Raw genomic sequence first — 17,562 nt, 5'->3', positions numbered from 1 at the left:
TTTCTCGTTTTGACAAATTGGCCAGGAACTTCTTGAGTTTTCTCTATCTCGTCAGTGCTCTCTTTTGGCTCAAATGAAAGATCAACACAACCTAGAGTCATGCTCCAGCAGGATCTGCTCACTCTGGACTTAACCCCGGCGACGGTGGTGAGCTGCTATTTGCTGCCCCGCTCCCACCTGCTGATCCGAGACAAGCTGCGCTCCCAGCTTCGGCCCGGCGCTCGTCTGGTCACCCACTCCTTCGACATGGGAGATTGGCTCCCCACCGCCACCACCACCGTATCGGATGTTATCAACACCTACACCATCTACCTTTGGCGGATCTAACCCTGGGGATCCCAGGCCGTCGCTTCCTCAAAAGCAGCAGAGGGCTGGTGCAGCACAATCCGGTTGCCATCGGGATCCCGAAAATCCACCTCCTGTCCATGAAAGGCTTGCCGCAGGGGGGAAATGGAGATCTGATAAGCTTCCGCCAACCCCTCCAGTGTTGTCAGGGATCCCTGTAAATCTTGCACCTGCAGGCAGAGGCTCACCGCTGCGGCTTGGGCACCACCATCGAGATGACGGCTGCGATAGAGGCCCAGCCGCAACCCTGGCAGACGAAACTCTACGTACACCGGATCCCCCTCTGTCGGGAGCTGGACTTGGGGAGAGATCCCCAAGAGATCCCGATAGAAGCGTTGTAGACGAGGCAAGTCCGGGGTAGCCACGCTAACCAAGGCACCAGAGAGCTGCATCGCAACCGCCAAAAGACCGGGTTGGTCTATCTTAGCTAAACTGCCGAGAAGCCCCGCGCTGTACCCGCAGGGTGAGCGTCGGGAGGATGTCACTCAGCTCCAACACCACGCAAGTCTGGGTGGCGATGTCGGATCCACCGTCTTGCCCTCCGGATCCAGGGCCAATGTGCCCGAGATGTAGAGGGTATTTTGCCCACCTTCACGCCGGGAGAATAGGGAGCGATGGCCGGATAGCCGGCTGGAGCAATGGCAACCTTAGGCACGAGGGATCCCGAATCACAACAGGATTGCACCTTAGCGGCGAATTCGATCTTCCACAGCTGGCTGGGATACAGCCATAGCCGGTTTCTCTGGAGCAGATTCCCACTCTTCGGGGGAGATTCTCTTGCAGAACTAGACTATAGTAGGTACCAAAGCTTGCTGCTTCTTCCCAAATCAAGACTGGAGCGACTTACCGTGGGGTTATTCAGCCGATTTTCCCGTGATATGGGCATTGATTTGGGCACTGCCAACACGCTGGTCTACGTGGCCGGGCGAGGCATTGTCCTGCAAGAGCCCTCTGTGGTCGCCATCGACCAAAACACCAAGCAACCCCTGGCTGTGGGGGAAGATGCCAAAAAAATGTTGGGCCGTACCCCCGGCAACATTGTAGCGGTGCGTCCTCTGCGAGATGGGGTGATTGCCGATTTCGACACGGCGGAGATGATGCTAAAACACTTCATCCACCGCGTACACGAGGGCCGGTACCTGATTGCTCCCCGCATTGTGATTGGGATCCCCAGCGGTGTGACCGGGGTGGAGCGACGGGCGGTGATGGAAGCCGCTCTCCAAGCTGGGTCGCGGGAGGTGTATTTGGTGGATGAGCCGGTGGCAGCAGCAATCGGGGCCGGGCTGCCGGTGCAAGAGCCCACTGGGAACATGATCATCGACATTGGCGGCGGCACCACTGAGGTAGCCGTCCTCAGTTTGCAGGGGATCGTGCTGAGCGAGTCCGTGCGGGTAGCGGGAGATGAGCTGAGCGAGGCCATCGCCCAGTACATGAAAAAGGTTCACAACCTCACCATCGGGGAGCGCACCGCTGAAGAGATCAAGATTCGGATTGGCTCCGCCTACCCAATTCAAGAGGAACTGACCATGGAAGTGCGCGGGTTACACCTGCTCTCGGGTTTACCCCGTACCGTCACGGTGAAGAGCACCGAAATTCGCGAGAGCATGGCCGAGCCCCTCTCGGTGATTGTGGAAGCCATTAAGCGCACCCTGGAGCGCACTCCACCGGAATTGGCTGCCGACATCATCGACCGAGGCATCATGCTGGCCGGGGGAGGAGCCTTGCTCAAGGGTCTAGATGCCCTGATCAGCCATGAAACCGGGATCTTGGTTCACATTGCCCCGGATCCCCTCAGTTGTGTGGTGCTCGGTACAGGGCGAGTTTTGGAGGATTTCAAAACCCTAGGTCGAGTGTTGAGCGGCAGCTTCAAGGGCTAGAGGAGTTTCTTCCCATCCCTGATCTAAGGTGTGAGTCGAGTGGGTTGGAGAGGTATTGCTTGAATTGGCTACGCCAATGGTGGAGGCGCCATAGCCTGGGGTTGCTCCTGTCTGCTTTGGCGATGGGGGCAGCGCTGGGCCTGCGCCAAACCCAGGGATCCCTATTGGTGGAATTGTACAGTTGGATCACTGCTCCAGCCCGTCCGCCTGTGGATCCCGCTGCGGTGCTCAGCCAGGCCGCTAACCGTGAGCTGCAAGCCCTGGTAGCCGAGTTGCAGTACCAAAACCGCGAGCTGAAGCGACTGCTGCAATTTACCGAGCAAATGCCCCAAGCGGGGATCCCAGCAGCCGTGGTGGGTCGCAGCGCCGATCACTGGTGGCAACAGCTCACCCTCAGCCGCGGCAGCCGGCATGGAGTCAGGGTGGGAGATGTAGTCATGGCGCCGGGAGGGTTGATCGGGCGAGTCGAGTCGGTCACGCCCAACACCAGCCGAGTGCTCCTGATCAGCGATCCCACCAGCCGTGTCGGGGTAATGCTGAGTCGCAGCCGACACATGGGCATCCTGAGGGGTACGGGCACCCAGAGTGCCATTTTGGATTTTTTCGACAAGGCCCCCAAAGTAGAGGTGGGGGATGTGGTGGTGACCTCGGGCCTGAGCAGCTTTTACCCAGCCGGGGTTGTGGTGGGAACGGTTCGAGCGGTCAACTTGGATGCCAGCCCTGCCCCTCAAGCCACTGTCGAACTGTCGGCGCCGCTGGGTCTCTTGGAATGGGCCTTGATCTACCGCTATGCTCAACCCTCTGATTCCTAAGCTTAAGTCTCACCTTAACTGGCTGGTGACTGTCCTGTCGGGATTGCTGGCAGCAGTGGCCCCTTGGTGGCGAGGGCCGGGCTTGGAGCTAGCAGGCTTAACCCCAGATTGGCCCTTGATCTGGGTGGTGTGCTGGAGTGTGCGGCGCAAAGCTTGGCAGGGGGCTGTTGCCGGGGTCACCCTGGGTTTTCTGCAAGATGCGCTGACCAGCCCTTGTCCTACCCATGCGCTGGGGCTGGCTGTAGTTGGGATCCTCACCGCCAAGTTGCAAAAACAACGCTACATGCAAGAAGACTTTATCTCGGTGGCCTTGATCGTTTTTGGTATGGTGGTGATCGCCGAAACCTTGATGGCACTGCAATGGATGTGGCTCGTGGCCTCGCAGGGATCCGATGACCTGGATCCAGCAGGAACGCAAACCTTGCTGGATGGATTGGAGAACTCCCTTCGGTTTTTCGGCAACATTGGTGGCGATGGCCCCCGTTCTCTGGAGAGCATCTGGTGGAACCATCAACGCAATTCCCTCACGTCTGCTATTTTAAGTAGCCTCTGGGCACCTGCTTTGTACTGGCCCCTCAGCCGTTGGTGGCAATCTCAAGAGCGGGATCCCAGAGAGGTTTAGCCTTTGGTTTTGTGGCAAATCATCCTACCTTTCGGTTAAAACTTAGGCCAAAGCAGAGTATGTCCCTTGGCATTTTTGGCAAGAAAGAACTCTCGAGGCGGCGGGAGCCGGTTTGCCGACTGTCTCTGACCTCCCACATGTTGGCGCTGTGCTGAGAGGCCCCAGACAAAGTCAGAAAAAGCGACAATCCGGAAAATTCTTCGTTGGGGAGCAATTTTGGCCTAAAATGAACCCTAGAACTGAGATATAAGCCCCATCTTTTTCAGACAGCTTTGGGCTAATGTCGCGCATCTCAATCAAAAAGTCAAAAGCATAGGAAGCGCAGGCGACGTCAAGGCTGACCTTGTGGCAACTGCACTTAGAATTTGACTTAGAGCAATCATTGGGAGGGATCCATGCCGCATACAATTGTCACCGATATCTGTGAAGGTGTGGCCGACTGTGTAGAGGCTTGCCCTGTTGCCTGCATCCACCCCGGCGATACCAAAAATGCCAAAGGCACCGACTACTTTTGGATTGAGTTTTCCACCTGCATCGACTGTGGCATCTGTTTACAGGTTTGCCCCGTAGAAGGCGCTATTCTGCCGGAGGAAAAGCCGCATCTGCAGCGAGTGCCCCGCTAATTCCAGGGAAGCATCCCTGGCCACACGCCGGGATTCAACGAGAATTACAATCATTTCAATTCCAACCAGGACGCTGCACCCACACCTAGAACGTTAGTCGCGTCTTCGCGTCGTCGTGTCAGCGTTGCGGAGCAATAGCGTTGCGGTTCCCGTCAGGGTGCCGTAGGCATAGCAATAGCGTTGCGGAGCAACAATACGCAGAACCGGAAGGCTTTTCAAGGACTCCGTCCCGCTGGCGCGATCAGTAGCCTAGGCGTTTCACCTTAACCTGAAACAACTATAAGCTTTAGCCCAAGGAAGCCAAAGCAACGACGCTGCTGGTCAGCCAGCTCAGGGCCAAGATCCCCCCCAGGAAAGCCAATGGGATCAGGCCCAGCAGCCGCCACCACTCCAAATCCAGCGCTACAGCTACTGCCCGCACCTGCCAAACCACAAACCACAGCAGAGCTGACAAGCCCAGCAGGGATCCCACCACCCCACCCAACGATTGAGCAGGCCCCAGCAGCAGCCACGGCAAACCGGCAAACCCCGTCAAGCACAGCAGCGCTGAAAAGGAAGGGACAGCCCGACCCAAACAAAAGGCCAGCAATTGCAACAAAGCCGCCAAACCCACCCAGCCCAGGGATCCCATCAGCACCGCCAGCACCATGCTCGGCAGGCTTACCCCAGAGCGGCGAATCGCATCCAGGACGTTGAGCAGCCCCACCACCCCAAAGGCTTGCCAGAGAACAGGCTGTTCCCGCAACGCCCGAAAGGTGCGCTCCGGCAGAAACCAAGCGCCGTAGATGTTGTCTAACCAGGAACCAAGCATGGCCAGCAACCCGTCAAGCTGTCTTTTATCCTAGCCCTTGGTGAGCACTTGACGGGCACACCCCAAAAATGGGGTATGATTGGGAGAGGATTCTGCGGCGTTGGTGACTGCCGTTATGTTTTTGCGATCTATACCCTTCGACAATTAGGATGGGAAGTGGATGTGAGAGCAGTAGGCCAAACTTGATTTGGAAACTATCGACAATCATCCCCGGTATCCTATACTGGATTTTCCAGGTCGAAAACCACGGTAAAACGGCGCAACAGTATCCTCAAAAAAGCCCTCGAAAGGGGGCCTTTTTGTTGTTTGGATATTGTCGGATATTGTCAATGCTGCAGTTAATGGGTATTGCTCTGGCGCTGGGCTCCATCCTTTAGTCGAGCTTCTGGGCACTGGTCTACGTCTTGCTGCAGGGCAGCCAAGTCTGTCTTTCGCTTGCGGGTCTTGACTTTTGTTGTCGTGAGGTCTGCTCGGCTCAGCCAGCGATAAACGGTTGCACAAGTGACATAACTCCCGCACTCATGCTGACGCAAAGCGCTCCGCGCCGCTAAAGCGAGAGAGTGCGAGCTTCAAGGACTCCGTCCCGCTGACGCGAAAAGGACGGGATGCCCCACCGCCCTGTGCTTGATATCTGTAGCAGCTGCTGTTTTTATCATCGTTTATTTCAGCGGTTCTAGGTTCACGGCAGGTTGACAGCAGCTACGGTTTTTGTTGCCGCCGATCTAGTTAGCTTTGCTAACTCTACCTCAAGTTCTGGGGGAAGTTGCACCTGTGGAGATTCCTCTGCCGGGGTTGAGTCAAAAGCTCAGCTAGGTAAGGGTCGTAGAAGCAGGAAGCAACCGGTTGTTTAGTTCATCCTAGGGGGTGAAATAAACGACCATGAGTTGCAGAACGGTCAACAGGAGAGTTGCTCCCACCATCAAACTCCCCCAAATCCATACAACCTGTCGCAGCAGTCCCAAGCTTTCCCGCACCACTTGCGGGGTCAAGGGGCGAGCTGGGATCCCCAATTTGGGTTTCACCTTCGGGATCCCCTGATAGAAATTGGTTCCCCCCAATTGGATCTGCAGCCGCCAGGCAAAAGCCGCTTCGCTCCACCCCGAATTGGGGCTGGGATCCGCTTGCGCGTCCTGACGACACCGCTGCCAGAACCCCCAAGGATCCCGGCTGAGCAGCGCCAGCGTGAGCACCGTCAGGCGGCAGGGCAGCCAAGTCAGCCCATCCTCACAGCGGGCCGGCACTGTGCCCAAATGGGTGAAAGGGGGGTGGCGGTAGCCCACCATCGAATCCAGCGTGCTGCTGGCCTTGTAGGCTAGGGCCAAGGGCGCCCCTCCCAAGAAGGCGTAGAACAGAGGGGCAGTTGCTCCGTCGGGAGTATTTTCGGCCACCGTCTCAATCACCGCCCGCAAAATCTCCGGCTCCGTCAGGTGCTCTGTATCCCGCCCCACGTAGCGGCTGAGCCGTTGACGGGCCTCCGGCAGATCCCCTTTTTCCAAGGGATCCAACACCTCCAACGCAGCAAAGCGCAGGCTGCGCCCTCCCAGACAACTGGCCATCAGGATCACCTGCACGAGGATCCCTGCCCAGGGGTGGATGGCATTGCCGATGGCGACCAGCCCCCAGCCTATGCCGTAGGATCCCCCCACCAAAGTTAGGGTGAGAACTGCCCCGCCCCACCGTTGTGCTTGCGGAGTCGAACAGTGCTTGAGGATATAGCCTTGCCCCCAGGCAATAACAGCCCCCATCACCCGCACTGGATGAGGCCAACCCCAGGGATCCGCCAGCAGGTAATCCAATACCAAAGCTGCCGCCAGCACCAGCCCGGCAGTCGGTTGGGCCGGAAAAAACAGCGATGACTCCATCCCGCCAGCAGGCTCAAACCACAAATCCACTCTCCTGATCCTGAGCCGCTTGCCAGCTCCGGGCATCAAAATACAGATCTTCCAGAGTGGTTTCCTCCAGCACCTGCTGCACTTGCCGAGCGATCCGCTTCCACAGGGCTTCCGTCACCCAGTCCAGCCGCTCCGCCGGATGCACGGCTGAAGGATTAGAACTGTCCATGAGAGGATCCAAGGATTCTCCCACTGCCGCCAAAATGGCGCTAATCGGGATCCGCCGCGGTGCCCGTGCCAGCCGGTAGCCCCCCTGGGCCCCCCGTTGGGAACAAACCAAGCCAGCCTGCCGCAACTCAATCAGCAACTTTTCCAGGTAGGGAGCCGGGATTCCCTGTCGCTCGGCAATGGCCCGCACCGAAGCCATTTGCCCGGAGCCGAGCATAGCCAGATCCAACAAAGCCCTGATGCTATAGGTGGCCCGCGTTGTCAAGCGCACCGGGATCCTTCTCCAGAGAGAAAAGAGGAAAGAGCCTCACTTCTCAATCCTCACTCCTCATTGTTGCTACGCAACGCTAGCACGAAAGGCAGATGCCTGGGTATCGGGGCACCGGCCAAGAGAAGTTAATCTGGGGATCCGAGGTGATCTCCAATTGTTGGCAGCAAGCCCTTGGAGCGGAGAATAGGTTATCGGGATGGAACACCCCACCGCCAGCCTTTACTTGGTGGCCACCCCCATCGGCAACCGCGAAGACATCACCCTGCGGGCGCTGCGGGTTCTGCGCGAGGTGGATTGGGTGGCAGCAGAAGATACTCGCCACTCCGGCCAGCTTCTTAAACATTTTCAAATCTCCGCCCGCCTCATCAGCTATCACGAGCACAACGCTGCCCAGCGGATCCCGCAACTCCTGAAGTATCTGTCGGCGGGCCAGTCGGTGGCCCTGATCAGCGATGCCGGCACCCCCGCCATTTCCGATCCGGGAGAAGAGCTGGTGCGTGCCTGCATTCAAGCTGGGATCCCGGTGATCCCTGTGCCGGGGCCGGTAGCTGCTGTTGCGGCCTTGACCGCTTCGGGCCTGCCCACAGAACGATTCGTGTTCGAGGGATTTTTGCCGCTTAAACCCAGTCAGCGACAGGCCCGCCTGCGGCAGTTGGCCCAAGAGCCCCGCACCCTCATCCTTTACGAGGCCCCCCATCGCCTGCGCCAAACTCTGCAGGATCTGCTGGATCACTGCGGCCCGGAGCGGCAGATCGTGCTGGCGCGGGAGCTGACCAAGCTGTACGAGTCCTTCTGGCGGGGATCCCTGGCAGCAGCCTTGGAGCACTGCGCTGCTCAGCCGCCCCGAGGGGAGTTCACCCTCTTGCTTGAGGGATATGTCGGTGCCGTTCGCGGCCCCGTCGCGACAGCGTTACAAAGCAACAACCCTGCCAGGGGCGGGGCGGAGTCCTTGAACGGGCTGGGAGACGGTGCTTCGGAAGCGGAAATTCGCCAAGAAATGGCCCGGTTGCTGGCCGAGGGCCTATCCCGCTCCGCAGCCAGCCGCCGGTTGGCCCAGCGTTTACAGGGATCCCCCATCTGGACGCGGCGCCGCCTTTACGATCTATCCTTGCAGCTTGAGCCGCTCTCCAGTTCTGGCGGGACGGAGTCTTTTTCTGAGTACGTCAGCGCTCCACATTGTTTCCAAGACAACAGCGAGACCGAGTCCTGAGGTGTTCGCGTTAGCGGGACGGAGTCCTATGGCACGGATTTTGTTGGTGGACGATGAAGTGGAGTTGGCCGATTCTCTGGCCCAGCAATTGAGGCGAGAGGGCTACACGGTGGACGTCGCCTACACAGGAGGGCGGGCCTGGGAGCTGCTGCAAAAGTCCCCCGCTCTGCCCTACGATCTGCTGGTCTTGGATTGGATGTTGCCGGAGCTCTCCGGGCTTTCCCTCTGTCAGCGGGTGCGGCAGGTGGATGGCACCACTCCCATCCTGTTTTTGACCGCCAAAGATACCCTAGACGACCGGGTGGAAGGGCTGGATGCCGGGGCAGATGATTACTTGGTAAAGCCGTTCGAGCTGCGGGAACTGCTGGCGCGGGTGCGGGCCCTCTTGCGGCGGGCCACCGGCCCTGGAGAAGGGATCCCTCGCCTGCAGGTCGGGGATTTGGAGCTGGATCGGGAGAACCAGGTGGCCTACCGGCAGGGGCGGATGATCCACCTCTCTCAAAAAGAGTTTCGCCTGCTGGAGTACTTCATGACCCATCCCGGCCAGTTGCTCACCCACGACCAGATCTACGAGCAGGTGTGGGCCGGAGAGGATCCCCCCAGCAGCAACGTCTTGGCAGCCCAGGTGCGCCTGCTGCGGCGACGCCTCAGGTTGCCCGGGGCAGCAGAATTGATCCACGCCGTCTACGGCAAGGGCTATCGCTTCGGGCCTGTCGCCGGGGATCCCTAGCAGCCGTCCCACCTGTAGATAAAACCAAGGCTCCCCCGAAAAGAAGGAGCCCTGCCGGGTCTGGGGAGCGCTTTCAGTCAGCAATGCCACCAGGGCGTTCCCCCCTTCAACCCTGGGGAGCCCAGTCGCCGCGCTATCGGCAACTCCCCTCTCCTCCTGTGGGAAAGGGGCTGGGGGTGAGGGATCACTTGGACTTGAGCTTCTCGGCTTTCTCGATGGCCTCTTCGATGGTGCCCACCAAGTAGAAGGCTTGCTCCGGCAGATCGTCCAGTTCCCCCGACAAAATGCGCTGGAAGCCCTTGATGGTGTCTGCCAGTTTCACGTACTTGCCGGGGGAGCCGGTGAACACCTCCGCCACGAAGAACGGCTGGGACAGGAAACGCTCGATGCGGCGGGCGCGGGCCACCACCAGCTTGTCCTCTTCCGACAGCTCGTCCAGCCCCAGGATGGCGATGATATCTTGCAGCTCTTTGTAGCGCTGCAGCGTTTGCTTCACTGCCCGGGCGGTGTTGTAGTGCTCTTCGCCCACAATGTCCGCCTGCAGGATGGTGGAAGAGGAATCCAGGGGATCCACCGCCGGATAGATACCCTTGGCTGCCAAGCTGCGGGACAATACCACCGTCGAGTCAAGGTGGGCAAAGGTGGTGGCCGGGGCCGGATCCGTCAAGTCGTCAGCAGGCACATACACCGCCTGCACCGAGGTGATGGATCCCTGCTTGGTAGAGGTGATGCGCTCTTGCAGGTTGCCCATTTCGGTAGCCAAGGTGGGCTGGTAACCCACCGCCGAGGGCATGCGGCCCAACAGCGCCGACACTTCCGACCCGGCCTGCACAAAGCGGAAGATATTGTCGATGAACAGCAGCACGTCCTGCTTGTTAACGTCGCGGAAGTACTCTGCCATGGTCAGGGCAGTCAGGCCAACCCGCATGCGGGCACCCGGTGGCTCGTTCATCTGGCCATAGACCAGCGCCACTTTGTCCAGCACACCGGATTCTTTCATCTCGTTGTAGAGGTCATTGCCCTCGCGGGTGCGCTCTCCCACGCCCGCAAACACCGATAGGCCAGAGTGCTCCTCAGCGATGTTGTGGATCAGCTCCTGGATGAGCACTGTCTTGCCGACGCCGGCACCGCCAAACAGGCCCACCTTGCCCCCCTTTTTGAAGGGGGCCAGCAGGTCAATCACCTTGATGCCGGTTTCAAAGGGCTCTGGCTTAATCGTCAAATCGACAAGTGGAGGCGCACTGCGGTGGATGGGGGCAAATTCTTGGGCTTGAACGGGCTCTCCTTGGTCAACCGGCTCTCCCAGCACATTGAAAATGCGCCCCAGGGTGGGCTGCCCGACCGGCACAGTAATCGGAGCGCCCGTATCCACCACCGGCATGCCCCGCACCAGGCCGTCGGTCGAGGACATGGCCACCGCACGCACGCGGTTATCCCCCAAAAGCTGCTGCACCTCAAAGGTGACGTTAACCTTCAGGCCGCTTTCGGTTGTGCCCTCCACCTTGAGGGCATTGTAGATTTCGGGCAGCTTGCCGCTGGGAAACTCGGCGTCGATCACAGGCCCAATGACCTGAGTGATGTAGCCAACATTGGTGGCAGTAGCGGTGGCAGTAACCATGATTGAGGCTCAGCTCCTTGTGTGCTCAGTTATCGACTCAGCAATGCCGGGTGTAAATCATTATCATCATACAAATAAAGGGATCCCAGTTGCTGCCGCACTTTTGCCTGTCCAGCCTATGGGGGATCCCCGGCAGAGTGGGCTTTTCTTCGCTACCCTAGAGCTAGGTTAGAGAGGGGGATCGCCAGCGATGAGCCACTACGGAGGCCGTATTGCACAGCTCAGCTCCGTCAGGTTGGGAGGACGGCGTTCCCGCCCGCGTCGCGGCCGGGCCCTGCAATTGGGGATCCTTGGCTTCTTGCTGGGGTTAGGGGTGATGGGGGGAGCTTGGTGGTACAGCATCGGGCCCCGGCAAACCCTTTCCCTGTATTGGCTGACCAGTGCTGACAACTCTATTGACTACGTGCAGCAGGAGCGCAGGGTTCGCGCCTTTGACACTCAAGAAGCCATCCGCCTGGCCTTGGAGGAGCTGATTGCCGGCCCCCGGGATCCCCACCTCACCACGGCCATTCCCCCCCAGACGCGGGTGTTGGATGTGCGGGTGGAGGGCGACGATATTTTCCTCAACTTCTCCCCCGAATTCACGCAAGGGGGGGGATCCACGGCGATGATGAGCCGGATTGCGCAGGTGCTCTACACCGCCACCAGCCAAAACCCCGGCGCGCGGGTGTGGATCTCGGTGGAAGGCCGTGCCCTAGAAGTGCTGGGGGGAGAGGGGCTGATCCTGGATCAACCCCTGACACGGGCCTCGTTTGTGCCCGGCTTTCAGCTGCCAGCGGAGCCGGCAACCCCGAAGGACTCCGCCCCCCTAACGGGGTCGCCAAAGCGTCGCCTAGCGATAACGGCTTCTTGAGACGGAAACCATGAGCTGGTTGCAGCGGGTGGGCAGCAGTTTTCTCCTGGCCGGCCAGGTGATTTTGCATCTGATGCGGGGCCGTATCCATCGCCGCAACACCCTGGATCAGTTGGCGGCGGTGGGTCTGGAGTCGCTGCTGATTGTTTTGATTACGGCGGTGGTGATCAGCGGTGTTTTCACCATCCAGTTGGCGCGGGAGTTCATCAACTTTGGCGCTTCCTCCCTAATTGGGGGAGTTTTGGCGATTGCCCTTGCCCGCGAGCTGACACCGGTGGTGACGGCGGTGATCTTGGCCGGACGGGTGGGATCCGCCTTTGCCGCCGAGCTGGGCACCATGAAGGTCACGGAGCAGATCGACGCTCTGCTGTTGTTACGCACCGATCCGGTGGATTATCTGGTGATCCCGCGGGTGCTGGCTGCGGGGCTGATGCTGCCGGTGCTCACCATCCTCTCCCTGCTGACGGGGCTGGTGGGGGGGATGATCATCTGCGCTTCGGCCTACAACATCTCTCCTACAGTGTTTCTCAACTCGGCGCAAACCCTTCTGACCTCTTGGGATTTGCTCGTCTGTTGTTTGAAGGCGATGGTGTTCGGGTCTTTGATCGCCATTGTCGGCTCCAACTGGGGCCTTTCCACCAGCGGAGGGGCCAAGGGGGTGGGCCGCTCCACCACCGATGCGGTGGTTACGGCGCTGCTGGGCGTGTTTGTCACCAACTTCCTTATTTCTTGGCTGTTGTTTCAGGGGCCGGGGAGCGCCCTCAGCCGCGCCCTGTAGCACTCCTGCTGTCGCGTTGTTCGCGCGAGCGTTGCGGGGCAATATTGAGAGAGCTAGGATGGGATCCCTTGCCATCGCCCGGATCCCCACCCTTCGCGTCAGCGGTGCAGAACACTTTGCGAGTAGAACTGCAGATTTTCCGACAGTTGCCGCCGGAGCCGCCCCGCTGGCAGTCCTTCTGGCTGGAGACATCCCCTGGCGCCACCATTCTCGATTGCCTCAACCAGATCAAGTGGGAGCAGGATGGCAGCTTGGCCTTCCGCAAAAACTGCCGCAACACCATCTGTGGCAGTTGCGCCATGCGCATCAACGGTAGGGCAGCCTTGGCTTGTGGCCGACATGTGGGCGAAGAGCTGGATCCCCGCAGCCCCCAGCCGCAGCCTATTCGCATCGGCCCTCTGGGAAACCTGCCCGTTCTGCGGGATCTGGTGGTGGATATGCAGCCCTTCTGGAACGATCTCAGCCGGGTGGATCCCTTTGTCAGCACGGCGGGGCGACGCATCCCGGAGCGAGAGTTTTTACAGCTGCCTGCCGAACGGGAGCATCTCAACGCTGCCGGTGGCTGTATTCTCTGCGGAGCCTGCTATTCCGATTGCAATGCCAAAGAGGTGAACCCAGAGTTTGTCGGCCCCCATGCTCTGGCCAAAGCCAACCGCCTCGTCCAAGACAGCCGCGACAGCCAACGGGAACAACGCCTGCAGGCTCTGGATAGCTTGGCTGGTGTCTGGGGCTGTACCCGCTGCTGGAACTGCAACAGCGTCTGCCCGATGGGCGTGGCACCCCTGGATCAAATCACCGAACTCAAACAGGGGATCCTCTCCCGCCCTGTAGACAAGACCGCTGCTCTGCCCACCGACCGTTCCCGCCAGCACGCTGTTCGCGCTATTCGGACGGAGTCCTTGCCCATAGCCATCCGCCACCGCAAGACTCTGGTGCAACTGGTGCGCTCCGGTGGTTGGATAGATGAGCGCCGCTTTGCCCTGCAGGTGGTGGGCCGGGATCCCAAAGGGCTGCTCAGCTTGGTGCCTTTAGGTCTGCGCCTGTTGGCCAGGGGCAAATTTCCCTTTCGCTTCCAGCCCTCTGCAGGGGCGGCGACGGTACGGCGGCTTATCGACACGGTTAGGCAGGAAGGAAGGGATCCCCTCTAGGCTCCAGTTTTGAGGTTGTCTTGGCCGGAAATCAATCTGGCACTCAAAATCCGATCCCCCACTTTGATGTGGCGCAGCACCTCCGTTCCCTCGGTAACGTAGCCGAACACCGCATAGCGGCCATCCATCAGGTTGAGCCCAGCGGGGGTGAGATCCGGTTCGGCCATGAAGATGAAAAACTGGGAAGAAGCGCTGTTGGGATCGTCGGGATAGCGGGCCATGGCCACCGTCCCTTCGGCGGAAAAGGGCAGAGCCGGTTCCACATCCCACAGGCCCATCTGATCAAAAGTTTGGCCGTAGCGGGGCATCACCTCGCCTTTGGCGCGAATCTCCATAGGAATGGTGCGAATTTTTCCGGTGGCGGGATCCACATAGCCATCGGCAGGGCCAGGGGGATCCCCGGCCTGCGCCAGGAAGAAGGTCTCCACCCGGTCAAAGGTCAGGCCATCGTAGAAGCCCCGCTGCACCAGGTCGGCAAAGTTGCCGGCAGTGATGGGGGCGCTGTAGCCATCTAAGGTGATCACCATGCGCCCAGCGGTGGTGTTTAGCTCCACCTCTGCCCGCCCCAAGAGCTGAGGTTTGTCGGCATACTCAGCAGGCACTGTGTAGGGGAAAGCCCCCACCCAGTTGTTTTCGAGGGATCCCAACTCGTCCACTAGACGGTCGTAGGCAGCGCGGGCCTCTTCTTTACCCTTGGATTTGCGCTCGCTGGCTTGGCCGATCACCCGCAACTGCTCCCGCAGCGCAGCCATCTGTTCAGAGGCTGGGGTCACCCGATCCGGGGGCAAGCCGGCCAGCAGGGAATCTCCATGGCGATCCAGAAGCCGCTCCACCTGGCGCACATCTCCCCGCACCGCTGACCAGCGGTTGTACTTCAGGTCGGTGTCGATTTTGGAGATGGCTTCATCAACCTCCAGCAGCTTCGTTTCTGAGATGGGTAGCGCCCGCCGCAAGAGGGTACGTGGATCGGTAATGGCATCCCCCTGGGGCAGAGCCAAGGCCGGGATCCCCCAGAGCACCACCACGCAGAATAGAGCAGCTACGTAGAGGCCAATCCGGCAAAGGGATCCCCATTGCCAAAATCCTTGGGCACGCTGCGTCATGGTTCCTACCGACTGCAAAACCACTCCTGTCTCAGCCTGACATCCCACCGTCACAGGCGGCAAGCGCTGTCAAACCTCGATAGATATCTCCACGACTGGCTCACTCCACCTGGGGGAAAGCCGTCATCGCTACACGACGCTTTTGCGACCGCAATAGCGGGACCAACTTCTCCAAGGGCATGGCTACACGGCTCTCCTACCTAGGAACGGTGACCTCGAAACGGATGACCCCGGCTGAGCCAGAACTGCCTCCCCCCACGTTCACCACCACCACACCGTTGGGGTTGCTGATGCCCCCACAAGCAGGCGGCACGGCCCCACCCGGCGGAATGAAGGCCCCCCTATCCCCATCTTGGGCGTCGCTAAGGGCCACAGGGGGTCCCCCTGTGCTCACCGACAGGCTGCCCGGCACGTACCGCAAACCCGCTGCCAAGGGATCGCACACCACAAAGGTGGAAGCGGGCGAGTCCAGCAGGAAGTAGATGGCAAACTGCACCCGCGCTCCTGGGCGCACCGGCAGGTTGATGGCCCCCTGCAGGAAGGTGGTGGCTCCGCCCGGCCAGGGGAGCTCTGGGTTGTCGTTGGGGTCGGTGGGCTCGTCGAAGAATTCGGGAATGGAGAGACCATTGAGGGCGCTGATCCGCTTGACCAGTCGGATCCCTTCGCCTGGGGGAGGTGCTGGGCTGGGTGTGGGCGTCGGAGTGAGTGTGGGTGTCGGTGTTGGGGTGGGCGTCGGTGTTGGAGTGGGTGTTGGCGTCGGTGTTGGGGTGGGCGTCGGTGTTGGAGTGGGTGTTGGCGTCGGTGTTGGGGTGGGGGTGGGCGGAGCTTGCTCCTCATATGCTCCTACATCACACCGAACTCCAGCAGGTCGGGAAAAACCCCGCTGATCCTGGTTGACAGGGCTACTGTTCAGGTCGGTACACTGCCCGGCTGGCACAGCGTCGATGGCTACACTGCCTGCCAGAAGGGCATGGGTCTGGGTCGGCCCACCATTGTTGACCAGTGGCCCAAGGTTCAAAGCTGCTGAGGTCACAGCCGTAAGTCCTGGGCAGCTTCCATCGGTGTCGAGATTCGCCCCGCTGGGGGTGAGAGTGCCAGCGTTGGAACAATTACCTCCGCTTGTACTGTTTGCTACGATTGAGTTCCTAAGGTTGGCTGTGGCGTCGTTGAAAATACCTCCACCTTTTGAAGCTGAGTTCGATGCAATTGTTACAAAGCTTAGACTGCTGGTGCCGAGATTGTAAATGCCACCGCCTTTTGTGCCAGCACTATTTCCTGATAGGGTGCTGTTGGTAATGTTTACTGTACTGCTGCTGGAAACATAGATGCCTCCCCCCTCCTGGCCGACATTGTTGAAGGAGATCTCGCTTGCGTTGAGGGTCACCTTGCCGCCATTGCCGTTGTAAATGCCGCCCCCCTTTTCACTAACGTTATTGCCGGAGATCCCTGTTTTGCTGATGTTTGTCGTGCCTAAATTGTAGATGCCGCCCCCTTCCTTGCCAGCACCATTGTTGACAATGCCGGCGTTGGTAACCGTTACCGTGCCGCCGCTGCCGTTGTAGATGCCGCCTCCCTCCTGGCCGGCACCATTGTCGGAAATGCCCGCTGCGTCAATGGTTACTGTGCCCAGGTTGTAGATACCGCCTCCTCTTTGGCCAACACCATTCTTGGAAATGCCAGTGTTGGTAATTGTTACCTTGCCGACGCTGCCGTTGTAGATGCCACCTCCCTCCTGGTCGGCACCGTTGTCGGAAATGCCCGCTGCGTCAATGGTTACTGTGCCCAAGTTGTAGATGCCGCCCCCTTTCTCACCAACACCATTCTTGGAAATGCCAGTGTTGGTAATTGTTACCTTGCCGCCGCTGCCGTTGTAGATGCCGCCCCCTTCCTTGCCAGCACCATTGTTGGCAATGTCGGCGTTGGTAACCGTTATCGTGCCGCCGCTGCCGTTGTAGATGCCGCCCCCTTTGTCACCAACGCCATTGTTGGAAATTCCAGTTTCGCTGATGGTTGCCGTGCCCAGGTTATAGATGCCGCCCCCTTCCTTGCCGGCACCATTGTTGGTAATGCCGGCGTTGGTAACGTTTACCTTACCGCCGCTGCCGTTGTGGATGCCACCCCCTTGCTGGTTAGCACTGTTCCCCGAGATATCGGCTTTGTTGATAGTTACTGTGCCCAGGTTGTGGATGCCGCCCCCGAAAGAAAAAGCCCCATTACTGGAGATCTGAACCTCGGAGACTGCAAGCTGACTGCCGACCTCCACAAAAACACCGCCACCGGCAGTATCTGGAAAATTGGCTCCATCCGCACAGCCGCCTTTGATCGCTACACTTTGTAGATTGAGCTTACCTCCACTGCTGACATGGAAAATCCGAAACTCGCCTTTAGCTGCACTACCATTTAGATCGCACTTTACCGAAGTATCTCGCTGGATCGTCGCCCCGTTGCCTTGAATGGTGATGGTGCTGGTAATGTCCAAATCGTCGTTGTCCGCTCCAGAGTCGGTTTGGTGTCCCAGCCCATCGTCGTCTTTCGACAAGGTGTGGGTCGTCGCTGCCGACAGCACAATCGTGTCTGCACCTGAGCCCGCAGGACACTCATTCACTGCTGAATCGGTGTTTGCAGCTATCACGGCCTCCCGCAGAGAGCAGAAGCCATCAGTGGCTATAGCATCGCTTGGGGTGGTGACGATGATCGTAGT

Annotated in this window: 18 protein-coding genes and 1 other RNA gene; 11 read left to right on the top strand and 8 right to left on the bottom strand. The window is 59.5% G+C overall.

The annotated features are described in order from the left end of the window. Positions 1–99: 99 nt before the first annotated feature. Positions 100–327 (top strand): hypothetical protein, encoded by a 228-nt coding sequence (locus ACVW0B_RS11105; protein ID WP_457404397.1) that lies wholly within the window; start codon positions 100–102, stop codon positions 325–327. Here the strand turns inward: ACVW0B_RS11105 and ACVW0B_RS11100 are convergent. Next, entirely contained in the window at positions 324–737 is a 414-nt protein-coding gene (locus tag ACVW0B_RS11100; RefSeq protein ID WP_457491692.1) for a VOC family protein, read from the bottom strand. The genes ACVW0B_RS11105 and ACVW0B_RS11100 overlap by 4 nt on opposite strands. 456 nt (positions 738–1,193) lie before the next feature. On the opposite strand from ACVW0B_RS11100, the gene ACVW0B_RS11095 reads away from it, so the two are divergent. The 4 genes from ACVW0B_RS11095 to ACVW0B_RS11080 all read left to right on the top strand — a co-directional run bounded on the left by ACVW0B_RS11095 (position 1,194) and on the right by ACVW0B_RS11080 (position 4,279). Further along, positions 1,194–2,222 carry a rod shape-determining protein gene (locus tag ACVW0B_RS11095; RefSeq protein ID WP_414419661.1) on the top strand — a complete coding sequence of 343 codons (1,029 nt, stop codon included), beginning with the start codon at positions 1,194–1,196 and terminating at the stop codon, positions 2,220–2,222. 59 nt (positions 2,223–2,281) lie between these two features. Continuing rightward, positions 2,282–3,034, top strand: coding sequence for a rod shape-determining protein MreC (mreC, locus tag ACVW0B_RS11090; protein WP_414387913.1), 753 nt, complete (start codon positions 2,282–2,284; stop codon positions 3,032–3,034). Further along, on the top strand, positions 3,012–3,656 hold the full coding sequence (gene mreD / locus ACVW0B_RS11085; protein WP_457491691.1) for a rod shape-determining protein MreD: 645 nt from the start codon (positions 3,012–3,014) through the stop codon (positions 3,654–3,656). Before mreC ends, mreD begins: the two co-directional genes overlap by 23 nt. A 395-nt stretch (positions 3,657–4,051) precedes the next feature. Continuing rightward, a complete protein-coding gene (locus ACVW0B_RS11080) occupies positions 4,052–4,279 on the top strand; it encodes an indolepyruvate ferredoxin oxidoreductase subunit alpha (protein WP_011434056.1) in 228 nt (75 codons plus the stop codon). 286 nt (positions 4,280–4,565) lie between these two features. Here ACVW0B_RS11080 and ACVW0B_RS11075 read toward each other — a convergent pair whose 3' ends face one another. Further along, positions 4,566–5,090 (bottom strand): YIP1 family protein, encoded by a 525-nt coding sequence (locus tag ACVW0B_RS11075; RefSeq protein ID WP_414383635.1) that lies wholly within the window; start codon positions 5,088–5,090, stop codon positions 4,566–4,568. 86 nt (positions 5,091–5,176) lie between these two features. Here ACVW0B_RS11075 and ssrS point away from each other — a divergent pair. Beyond that, positions 5,177–5,363: non-coding RNA, 6S RNA (gene ssrS, locus ACVW0B_RS11070), on the top strand. 65 nt (positions 5,364–5,428) lie between these two features. On the opposite strand, the gene ACVW0B_RS11065 is transcribed toward ssrS, so the two are convergent. From ACVW0B_RS11065 to ACVW0B_RS11055, 3 genes are all read right to left on the bottom strand, one after another. After that, positions 5,429–5,623 carry an IS630 transposase-related protein gene (locus tag ACVW0B_RS11065; RefSeq protein ID WP_071818172.1) on the bottom strand — a complete coding sequence of 65 codons (195 nt, stop codon included), beginning with the start codon at positions 5,621–5,623 and terminating at the stop codon, positions 5,429–5,431. 324 nt (positions 5,624–5,947) lie between these two features. Further along, positions 5,948–6,952 (bottom strand): adenosylcobinamide-phosphate synthase CbiB, encoded by a 1,005-nt coding sequence (gene cbiB, locus ACVW0B_RS11060; RefSeq protein WP_457491695.1) that lies wholly within the window; start codon positions 6,950–6,952, stop codon positions 5,948–5,950. 13 nt (positions 6,953–6,965) lie between these two features. Further along, positions 6,966–7,421 (bottom strand): Rrf2 family transcriptional regulator, encoded by a 456-nt coding sequence (locus ACVW0B_RS11055; RefSeq protein WP_457466653.1) that lies wholly within the window; start codon positions 7,419–7,421, stop codon positions 6,966–6,968. Positions 7,422–7,617: 196 nt separating this feature from the next. On the opposite strand from ACVW0B_RS11055, the gene rsmI reads away from it, so the two are divergent. After that, positions 7,618–8,631, top strand: a complete 1,014-nt coding sequence (rsmI, locus tag ACVW0B_RS11050) for a 16S rRNA (cytidine(1402)-2'-O)-methyltransferase (protein ID WP_457491690.1) — start codon at positions 7,618–7,620, stop codon at positions 8,629–8,631. Positions 8,632–8,659: 28 nt separating this feature from the next. Then, on the top strand, positions 8,660–9,361 hold the full coding sequence (gene rppA, locus ACVW0B_RS11045) for a two-component system response regulator RppA (RefSeq protein ID WP_414349658.1): 702 nt from the start codon (positions 8,660–8,662) through the stop codon (positions 9,359–9,361). Positions 9,362–9,545: 184 nt separating this feature from the next. Here the strand turns inward: rppA and atpD are convergent, their stop codons facing one another. Further along, a complete protein-coding gene (gene atpD, locus ACVW0B_RS11040; protein WP_414407185.1) occupies positions 9,546–10,979 on the bottom strand; it encodes a F0F1 ATP synthase subunit beta in 1,434 nt (477 codons plus the stop codon). 190 nt (positions 10,980–11,169) lie between these two features. On the opposite strand from atpD, the gene ACVW0B_RS11035 reads away from it, so the two are divergent. From ACVW0B_RS11035 to ACVW0B_RS11025, 3 genes are all read left to right on the top strand, one after another. Continuing rightward, positions 11,170–11,832 carry a GerMN domain-containing protein gene (locus tag ACVW0B_RS11035; RefSeq protein WP_457491689.1) on the top strand — a complete coding sequence of 221 codons (663 nt, stop codon included), beginning with the start codon at positions 11,170–11,172 and terminating at the stop codon, positions 11,830–11,832. Positions 11,833–11,842: 10 nt separating this feature from the next. Then, positions 11,843–12,610 (top strand): MlaE family lipid ABC transporter permease subunit, encoded by a 768-nt coding sequence (locus ACVW0B_RS11030; RefSeq protein WP_457491688.1) that lies wholly within the window; start codon positions 11,843–11,845, stop codon positions 12,608–12,610. 116 nt (positions 12,611–12,726) lie between these two features. Then, positions 12,727–13,758: a succinate dehydrogenase/fumarate reductase iron-sulfur subunit gene (locus tag ACVW0B_RS11025; RefSeq protein WP_457491694.1), complete on the top strand. Its 1,032-nt coding sequence runs from the start codon at positions 12,727–12,729 to the stop codon at positions 13,756–13,758. On the opposite strand, the gene ACVW0B_RS11020 is transcribed toward ACVW0B_RS11025, so the two are convergent. Both ACVW0B_RS11020 and ACVW0B_RS11015 read right to left on the bottom strand, forming a co-directional pair. After that, the gene (locus ACVW0B_RS11020) at positions 13,755–14,861 is read right to left on the bottom strand and encodes a peptidylprolyl isomerase (RefSeq protein ID WP_457491687.1); all 1,107 of its coding nucleotides are present in this window, start codon (positions 14,859–14,861) and stop codon (positions 13,755–13,757) included. The genes ACVW0B_RS11025 and ACVW0B_RS11020 overlap by 4 nt on opposite strands. A gap of 196 nt (positions 14,862–15,057) precedes the next feature. Then, entirely contained in the window at positions 15,058–17,493 is a 2,436-nt protein-coding gene (locus ACVW0B_RS11015) for a choice-of-anchor Q domain-containing protein (protein ID WP_457491686.1), read from the bottom strand. Positions 17,494–17,562 lie beyond the last annotated feature (69 nt).

It is taken from the genome of Thermostichus sp. MS-CIW-23, from assembly GCF_054059455.1.
The sequence above is the reverse complement of the archived record's forward strand: the minus strand, read 5'-3'. Positions and strand labels throughout refer to the sequence as shown.

What these genes read in the sequence shown, in the direction of transcription:
- ACVW0B_RS11105 (WP_457404397.1), top strand. Translation starts at nt 100, where the DNA reads ATGCTCCAGCAGGATCTGCTCACTCTGGACTTAACCCCGGCGACGGTG.
- ACVW0B_RS11100 (WP_457491692.1), bottom strand. Translation starts at nt 737, where the DNA reads ATGCAGCTCTCTGGTGCCTTGGTTAGCGTGGCTACCCCGGACTTGCCT.
- mreD (WP_457491691.1), top strand. Translation starts at nt 3,012, where the DNA reads ATGCTCAACCCTCTGATTCCTAAGCTTAAGTCTCACCTTAACTGGCTG.
- ACVW0B_RS11080 (WP_011434056.1), top strand. Translation starts at nt 4,052, where the DNA reads ATGCCGCATACAATTGTCACCGATATCTGTGAAGGTGTGGCCGACTGT.
- ACVW0B_RS11075 (WP_414383635.1), bottom strand. Translation starts at nt 5,090, where the DNA reads ATGCTTGGTTCCTGGTTAGACAACATCTACGGCGCTTGGTTTCTGCCG.
- cbiB (WP_457491695.1), bottom strand. Translation starts at nt 6,952, where the DNA reads ATGGAGTCATCGCTGTTTTTTCCGGCCCAACCGACTGCCGGGCTGGTG.
- rsmI (WP_457491690.1), top strand. Translation starts at nt 7,618, where the DNA reads ATGGAACACCCCACCGCCAGCCTTTACTTGGTGGCCACCCCCATCGGC.
- rppA (WP_414349658.1), top strand. Translation starts at nt 8,660, where the DNA reads ATGGCACGGATTTTGTTGGTGGACGATGAAGTGGAGTTGGCCGATTCT.
- atpD (WP_414407185.1), bottom strand. Translation starts at nt 10,979, where the DNA reads ATGGTTACTGCCACCGCTACTGCCACCAATGTTGGCTACATCACTCAG.
- ACVW0B_RS11035 (WP_457491689.1), top strand. Translation starts at nt 11,170, where the DNA reads ATGAGCCACTACGGAGGCCGTATTGCACAGCTCAGCTCCGTCAGGTTG.
- ACVW0B_RS11030 (WP_457491688.1), top strand. Translation starts at nt 11,843, where the DNA reads ATGAGCTGGTTGCAGCGGGTGGGCAGCAGTTTTCTCCTGGCCGGCCAG.
- ACVW0B_RS11020 (WP_457491687.1), bottom strand. Translation starts at nt 14,861, where the DNA reads ATGACGCAGCGTGCCCAAGGATTTTGGCAATGGGGATCCCTTTGCCGG.